The 7,262-nt window shown below is 57.4% G+C and carries 6 protein-coding genes and 1 pseudogene; 5 read left to right on the forward strand and 2 right to left on the reverse strand.

The features are described 5' to 3' along the window. Window positions 1–51 precede the first annotated feature (51 nt). From G0Q00_RS14645 to G0Q00_RS14665, 5 genes are read left to right on the forward strand one after another with little or no spacing between them, the layout of a single operon-like run. Window positions 52–993 (forward strand): ABC transporter permease, encoded by a 942-nt coding sequence (locus tag G0Q00_RS14645; protein ID WP_163040680.1) that lies wholly within the window; start codon window positions 52–54, stop codon window positions 991–993. Next, window positions 990–1,856 (forward strand): ABC transporter permease, encoded by an 867-nt coding sequence (locus tag G0Q00_RS14650; RefSeq protein WP_163040682.1) that lies wholly within the window; start codon window positions 990–992, stop codon window positions 1,854–1,856. Before G0Q00_RS14645 ends, G0Q00_RS14650 begins: the two co-directional genes overlap by 4 nt. A gap of 10 nt (window positions 1,857–1,866) precedes the next feature. Then, entirely contained in the window at window positions 1,867–2,859 is a 993-nt protein-coding gene (locus tag G0Q00_RS14655; protein WP_163040684.1) for an ABC transporter ATP-binding protein, read from the forward strand. Next, complete coding sequence (locus tag G0Q00_RS14660) at window positions 2,856–3,854, forward strand: ABC transporter ATP-binding protein (RefSeq protein ID WP_163040686.1); 999 nt, start codon at window positions 2,856–2,858, stop codon at window positions 3,852–3,854. The genes G0Q00_RS14655 and G0Q00_RS14660 overlap by 4 nt, the downstream gene beginning before the upstream one ends. Beyond that, window positions 3,847–5,664: an aminopeptidase P family protein gene (locus G0Q00_RS14665; RefSeq protein ID WP_163040688.1), complete on the forward strand. Its 1,818-nt coding sequence runs from the start codon at window positions 3,847–3,849 to the stop codon at window positions 5,662–5,664. Before G0Q00_RS14660 ends, G0Q00_RS14665 begins: the two co-directional genes overlap by 8 nt. 98 nt (window positions 5,665–5,762) lie before the next feature. Here the strand turns inward: G0Q00_RS14665 and G0Q00_RS14670 are convergent, their stop codons facing one another. Continuing rightward, entirely contained in the window at window positions 5,763–7,163 is a 1,401-nt protein-coding gene (locus G0Q00_RS14670) for a Glu/Leu/Phe/Val dehydrogenase (RefSeq protein ID WP_163040690.1), read from the reverse strand. Between the two features lie 2 nt (window positions 7,164–7,165). Then, window positions 7,166–7,262, reverse strand: a pseudogene (locus G0Q00_RS14675) (electron transfer flavoprotein subunit alpha/FixB family protein); the annotation flags it as partial.

Genomic DNA, 7,262 nt, shown 5'->3' on the forward strand with positions numbered 1-7,262 from the left:
CGGTCTGGCATCCATGATCGGCGGCGTTCCCTATCTATATAGGAGGACCAAATGGCTAGCATCCAATACATCCTGAAACGCCTGGCGCTGATGGTGCCAACTTTCATCCTAGTGATGATCATCATCTTCCTGCTTGTGCGGTTCTTGCCAGGCGATCCAGCCGTCGCAATCGCAGGCGATCGTGCCTCGGACGCTGATCTCGAGGCGATCCGCGAGCGCCTTGGGCTGAATGAACCGATGCTGGTCCAGTTCTGGCTGTTCGTCACCAACACGCTACAGGGTGATCTGGGTCGCTCGATACTGATGCGTACCCCGGTTACAGATGTGATTTTTGAACGCCTACCGACAACTGCCTTTTTGACTGTTTACGCAGTCGTGCTGTCTCTTTTGATTGCCGGTCCACTTGCCTTTGTCGCTGCACTCAACCGCGGGAAATGGCCAGATGCGGTAATTCGCACGGTGTTTCAGGTCGGCTTGTCGATGCCGGTCTTTTATATCGGCCTGATCCTCTTGACCTTCCTGGCAGCGCGTCTGCACTGGTTCCCGGTCGGAGGATACGGAGACACGTTTGGCGCACGTCTTTACCACCTCTTTTTGCCATCGGTGACAGTTGCGCTTTATACGTCGGCGATCATCATGCGCAACTTGCGCTCGGCAATCATTGAAGTGCTGGACGCGGAATATGTGCAGTTCGCCCGCGCCAAGGGCCTGCCGAACCGGCTGATCTTGGGCCGTCACGTTCTGCGCAACGCGTTGATTTCCACAGTGACCCTGCTGGGTCTGTCGATTGGCGGGTTGATGAGCGGCACGCTGGTCACTGAAACCGTTTTTGCTGTTCCCGGCGTCGGACGATTGATGCTCGAGGCGATCTTTGCCCGTGACTACCCGCTGATTCAGGGTCTGACACTCACCTTCGCTGTTCTGGTGTCGGTTGTCTTCCTGCTTACTGACCTCTTCCAAAGCTCTCTTGATCCGAGGATGCGTTTGTCATGACCGATATCACTGCCATCTCCGCCGAAGCCACGCCGCCGCAGAAGACCAAACTGCAGCTGGCGCTGCGCAAACCCGGCTTTCTGATTGGAACCTTCATTATTGGCGTTTCGTCATTGCTCGCGCTTATGCCAGGAGTTTTTGCGCCACTCGATCCCAATTTCATCGACTACAATGCGGTAAAACAGCCACCAAGTTGGGCGCATCCTTTTGGCACCGATATGCTGGGTCGAGACAGCCTTAGCCGGGTGATCCATGCCTATTCCGTCAATATGCAAATGGCCATTCTGGCCACGATCTTTGCGCTGATCATCGGCGTCGTTGTTGGTGCATTGGTGGGCTTCTATCGCGGCATTGCGGACATGATATTTGGTCGCTTGGTGGACGCCATCATCACGTTCCCGTTCCTTGTGCTGGTGATCGCCGTTGTCGCGGTGCTGGGGCCTGGATTGGTCAATATGTACATCGCAATCACGCTGGTTGGATGGGTCTACTATGCGCGTCTGATGCGGGCTGAAGTGATTGCCCAGATGGGCAACGACTATGCCTCGGCCGGAGTGGTTATGGGATATTCCGACAGCCGCATCATCTTCCGCCATTTGCTGCCCAATGCGATCACACCGGTGATCGTCTACTGGATGACCGATATGGCGCTGGCGATCTTGCTGGGATCCTCTTTGGGCTATCTGGGGCTTGGCGCGCAGCCGCCACAAGCCGAATGGGGCGTGCTGATCGCCGAGGGACGCAATTTCATCACAACGGCTTGGTGGCTCAGCCTGATGCCCGGTATCGCTATCGTCTTGACCGGACTTGGTTTTTCGTTGGTTGGCGACGGTCTTGCCGACCTGTTGCGCCCGCGTGGATAAGGAACACATCATGACCAATGACATGCCAATCCTAGAAGTTCGTGACCTTTGTACCACGTTTTCACGCGGAGGTGTTGCCCTGCCGGCGGTGCGTGACGTTAGCTTCAACGTCGGCAAGGGCGAAGTGCTGGGTCTGGTCGGCGAAAGCGGCTCGGGCAAAAGCGTCACACTGCGGTCCATACTTGGGCTATCGCGGCGCTATGGCGATGTGACTGGTGATGTGCGCTGGATGGGGCAGGACATCTCGCGCATGCCAGAACGCAAACTCCGCCAGATCCGAGGGCGCGACATCGCCATGATTTTTCAAGAGCCGATGACATCGCTTAATCCGCTTTTGACGGTTGGTATGCAGCTTACAGAGACCCTGAAAGCGCACACCGATCTGGGCCGGGCAGCGCGACGTGATCGCGCCATCGAGATGCTCGACCATGTGGGTATTCCTTCTGCGGCCTCCCGGCTGGAGGAATACCCACATCAATTCTCAGGTGGGATGCGCCAGCGGGTGATGATCGCCATCGCGCTGGCGGCAAATCCAAAGCTTCTGCTGGCCGATGAGCCAACCACCGCGCTTGACGTAACCATTCAGGCGCAGATCCTTGACTTGATCCTGTCGCTTGCTGACGAGCTTCACATGGGAGTTATCCTGGTGACACACGATCTTGGTGTTGTCGCACAGACCTGTGAAAACGTTGCCGTCATGTATGCGGGCCGGATCGTAGAGCAAGGCTCTGTGCGTCAGGTGCTGCGCACGCCGCGTCACCCTTATACGGTTGGTTTGATGCGGTCGGTCCCACAGGATGTGCCCCCACGAACACAACTTTATTCGGTTCCCGGCACACCGCCGAGCCTCGAAGCCCTGCCTGCCGGGTGCGCCTTCGCGCCGCGCTGTCAAAACCAGACCGAAGCCTGTCTGAGCGCCCGCCCAACACTCGAGACTATTTCAGAAGGTCGAGCCGCCGCGTGCTTCAACCCAATGGCCATTGCACAGGGAGAAGTCGCATGACCCAGACCGTTATGGAAATTCGCGATGTAGGGTTGGAGTTCCCCCTGCCGCGAACACTTCTTGATCTGTTGAACAAGCGGCCAGGGCGGGTTGTCAACGCGCTGAACGGCGTCAGTTTGCAGCTGCACAAAGGGGAAACCCTTGGCGTTGTGGGCGAGTCCGGTTGTGGCAAGTCCACACTCGCGCGTTGCATCGTGCGACTTTATGAGCCGCAGCACGGGTCTATCCATTTCGACGGACAAGATATTTTTGGCGCCGGGATGAAGAAAGACCGCAGCTATAACCGCAGGGTCCAGATGATGTTTCAGGATCCTTATTCCTCGCTTAATCCGCGCATGACGACTGGGCAAATCCTGTCCGAAGCTTTGAAAGTCCACAAGATGCGGCCCGAAGACGAGATCCCCACACGTGTCGCCGAACTTCTGGAGCTGGTGCGCCTGCCGCAGGACGCGGCTCAGAAACTTCCGCACGAGTTTTCCGGCGGCCAGCGTCAGCGCATCGCCATCGCCCGTGCTTTGGCGGTGGAACCAGAGGTTTTGATCGCGGACGAGCTTGTTTCGGCGCTTGACGTGTCGGTGCAGGCACAGGTCGTCAATTTGCTTTTGGAGCTGCAAGAGCGGCTGAACCTGACGATCCTCTTTGTCGCCCATGACCTTCGGCTGGTGCGGCACGTATCGAACCGGGTTGCAGTGATCTATCTGGGTCGCATCGTCGAGATCGGCGACAGCGAAACTTTGTTTGCCAATCCCTCGCACCCGTATTCCCAAGCCCTGCTCAGCGCTGCACCGTCGATCAATCCCGACGACAAAGGAGAGGCGATCCGGCTGGAGGGTGAACTACCGTCACCCCTTAACGTGCCGTCGGGCTGTCCGTTCCACGTCCGCTGCCGCCACGCGAGCGACCTATGCAAAAGCGAAGTGCCCCCGTTGCTGGCGCAAGAAGGCCGGGGCGAAGTCGCATGCCACCATATTGAAGAGATCAACCAACATGCCTGATGAATTTCACACCGGCGCGGCACAACATATTGCGGCACTTCGCACTGAGCTAGAACGCAGGGGGCTGGATGCTTTTATTGTGCCGCGTTTTGATGCTCATCAGGGTGAATATGTCGCCCCCCATGACGAACGGCTTTCCTTTGTAACCGGGTTCACCGGATCGGCTGGCATGGCCTTGGTGACACCCGATATCGTCGCTGTTTTCGTCGATGGGCGCTATAGCGTGCAATTGGAAAACGAATGCCCGGGCCCCGATTTCCTGCGTCTGCACCTGCTGGATCAGCCACCTGAAACGTGGCTGGCCGACGTGGCGGGCACGGGGTGGAGAATTGCCTTTGACCCCATGCATTTGCCGCCAATCTGGTATGACCGTTTTGCCGCGGCTTGCACAAACGCCGGGGCTAGCTTTGTGGCGCTTACCGACAATCCGATTGATGCAATCTGGGAGGATCAGCCTGCCCCACCGAAGGGACAGATTACGCCCTTTTCACAGCAATTCGCCGGGCGTTCAGCGACCGACAAAATTGCAGAGTTAGGCCTCTGGATGAAAGAACAGGGTGCCGATTTCCACGTCGAGACCCAACCCGACAACATCGCCTGGTTGCTGAATGTGCGCGGCGAAGACGTAGACTACAACCCAATGCCACAGTCGTGTGCGTTGGTGGATCGTGAAGGAATGCTGACCTGGTTTGTCGACCCGCAAAAACTGAGCGACGAGGTCCGCGATCACATTCCGGCGGCCTCACGACTTTGCACGATGCAGGCCTTCCTTCCAGAGTTGCGTACCCGCCTCTATGCTGGCGCGCGCGTCCTGATTGACCCGGATTTCTCGCCCGTTGCCGTACGGCTGACACTGGAAGAAGCCGGGGCAGAAGCCTTGGAGAAACTCTCTCAGATCACCCTTGCTAAAGCCCAAAAAAACGCCACTGAGCTGGAAGGCATGCGCGCCGCCCATGTGCAAGACGGCGTCGCCTTGACTGAGTTTTCCGCCTGGCTTGAACAAACGGTGCCCGCACGCGCGGCCGCTGGCAATCCTGTCAGCGAACGAGAGGCCGAGGAAAAGGTGCTCGAGTTTCGTAAAGCCCGCCCCGGTTTCCTAAGCGAGAGCTTCAACACGATTTCTGCCGCCGGGGGCAATGCCTCGATGTGCCACTACGCGACCAGCCAAGAACGCAATGCACCGGTTCTGCCGGACCGGCCCTATTTGCTGGACAGTGGTGGCCAATATGAAACCGGCACCACCGATGCCACCCGCAGTTTCTCCTTCGGGCCACGCCCAGCGGGTTATGACCGTGCTTACACAGCCGTATTCAAGGCGTTTTACGCACTCGCCACACTGCGCTTTCCTCATGGCACGCAGGGCCATCATATTGATGCAATCAGCCGGCGGCCGCTTTGGGATCTAGGGTTGGACTATGACCACGGAACTGGTCACGGCGTCGGGCATCGCTTGTCCGTGCATGAACACCCCCAACGCATTGGAAAACCGGTTAACCTTGTGGATCTGACCCCCGGCATGGTGCTGTCGATCGAGCCCGGTCACTATGTGGCGGAGCGATACGGTATCCGCATTGAAAACCTGTTCGAAATCATCGAAGCCGAGGATGGTTTCATGGAGTTTCGCAATCTCACATTGGCGCCGATTCAGGCCGAAATGCTAAGGGCCGAAGACCTGACACGTGCCGAAAAGAACTGGCTGATCAACTATCACAACGAGTTGGGCATAACGCTCGGACCGCTGCTCAGTCCGATTGCCTCCGATTGGCTCTCTTTGCTCAAACGGCGGACCGTTTCTAGGTTGGCGCACTGACTACAGTGTACGATGAAATAGCTATCGGCACATTCTGCCAATACGTAACCAGCTGATCTAAGGGGCTGTCTGACGCAGCCCCTTCGCAGTTTGCGTGATCAGATGCCCAGATCGCGATAAGCGTGGGCGACCTCTTCGATCGCAAGAACATAGCCAGCATTTCTGAGCGTTTCCAAGCTGGGTTCGTTTTTCAAGCGGTCTGCCATATGGCGATAGGCGCTACGTATCATCTCTTCCAGTCCGGATCGCACAAGGTCCAACTCCGATCCGGTCTCGGCAAGATCCGAGCGGATATGCGAGGGGATCGCCTCAAGTCTTGCGCCCTCGATCAAATCGGCAACATGCGAGAACCGCCGTTGCGAAATTCGCCGCTCCATCAATCCAAATGGCATATGGCTTAGGTTTTTCACCCATTCAAAGTAGCTTACGATGACACCGCCGGCGTTGGCGCATAGATCGGGGATCACGTCGATACCGCGCGAGCCAAGGATGGCGTCCGCTTCAAAGTCGATCGGACCATTTGCGGCCTCGACTATGATACTAGCCTTTATGTCATGCGCATTTTCCGCGGTGATGACGTTCTCTTGCGCCGCAGGAATCAGGATGTCACAATCCGTGCAGATGGCAGTAGGCGAAGGTACTTCAATCCTGCCGACGGGGGAATTAGCAATGCTCCCTCCCTGCTCGACGTGCTGAAACAGTGCTTCAATGTCGATGCCAGTCTCATCGAAAAGATTGGCATCGCGTTCAAGGATACCAACGATCTTGGCGCCGTACTCGCGCACCAGCGTCAAAGCGGCATGCGATCCGACATTGCCAAACCCCTGAATAATGATCCGCGCATCGCGAAGGCCGTCCTTGTGGCCCTGATATTCCAGATGCTCGGCAAGCACATAAGCAACGCCACGCCCGGTTGCTTCGGTTCGCCCGGCGATCCCCCCACGCGACAGGGGCTTTCCGGTGACACATGCGGCAGCATTCAACGTCTCTTGCGGGGCGATGCGACGAAACTCATCCGCCATCCAAGCCATTTCGCGTTCACCGGTCCCCATATCGGGGGCTGGCACGTTCCGACCGGGGCTGATCAATCCGCGACGGGCCAGTTCTTGCGTGAACCGCCGCGTGATCTTTTCGATTTCCGGTTCCGTCCAGTCGCGTGGATCAATGCACAAAGCACCTTTTGACCCACCGAAAGGAACCCCTGACAGCGCATTTTTCAGCGTCATCAACGCCGCCAGCGCCTCGACTTCATCTCCGTTTGCATCTGGTGCATAGCGAATGCCGCCTTTGACCGGCTCGTTCTGTTCCGAATGGACCGCACGCCAACCCGTGAAACTGATGAACTCCCCCCTGAGGCGCACCCCAAACGAGACCCGATAGATAGAGTTGGTCGCCTTGATGCGCTCTGTCAGCCCAGGGGAAAGGTCGAGATGTTGGAATGCTCGGTCGAAGTTGGCTTCGACACTGTGCAGGAAGGATGAGCCTTGGTTGGACGACATCGTTACACCCCCTCAAGCATCACCGGCACAGCTTCGAAGAGGTCGGCAACCAGACCGAAATCGGCGACCTGGAAGATCGGTGCTTCTTCGTCTTTGTTG

Source organism: Aliiroseovarius sp. PrR006, from assembly GCF_010500215.1.
Taxonomy (GTDB): Bacteria; Pseudomonadota; Alphaproteobacteria; order Rhodobacterales; family Rhodobacteraceae; genus Aliiroseovarius.

Coding starts and splice junctions, on each gene's coding strand:
- G0Q00_RS14645 (WP_163040680.1), top strand. CDS start 52: ATGGCTAGCATCCAATACATCCTGAAACGCCTGGCGCTGATGGTGCCA.
- G0Q00_RS14650 (WP_163040682.1), top strand. CDS start 990: ATGACCGATATCACTGCCATCTCCGCCGAAGCCACGCCGCCGCAGAAG.
- G0Q00_RS14655 (WP_163040684.1), top strand. CDS start 1,867: ATGACCAATGACATGCCAATCCTAGAAGTTCGTGACCTTTGTACCACG.
- G0Q00_RS14660 (WP_163040686.1), top strand. CDS start 2,856: ATGACCCAGACCGTTATGGAAATTCGCGATGTAGGGTTGGAGTTCCCC.
- G0Q00_RS14665 (WP_163040688.1), top strand. CDS start 3,847: ATGCCTGATGAATTTCACACCGGCGCGGCACAACATATTGCGGCACTT.
- G0Q00_RS14670 (WP_163040690.1), bottom strand. CDS start 7,163: ATGTCGTCCAACCAAGGCTCATCCTTCCTGCACAGTGTCGAAGCCAAC.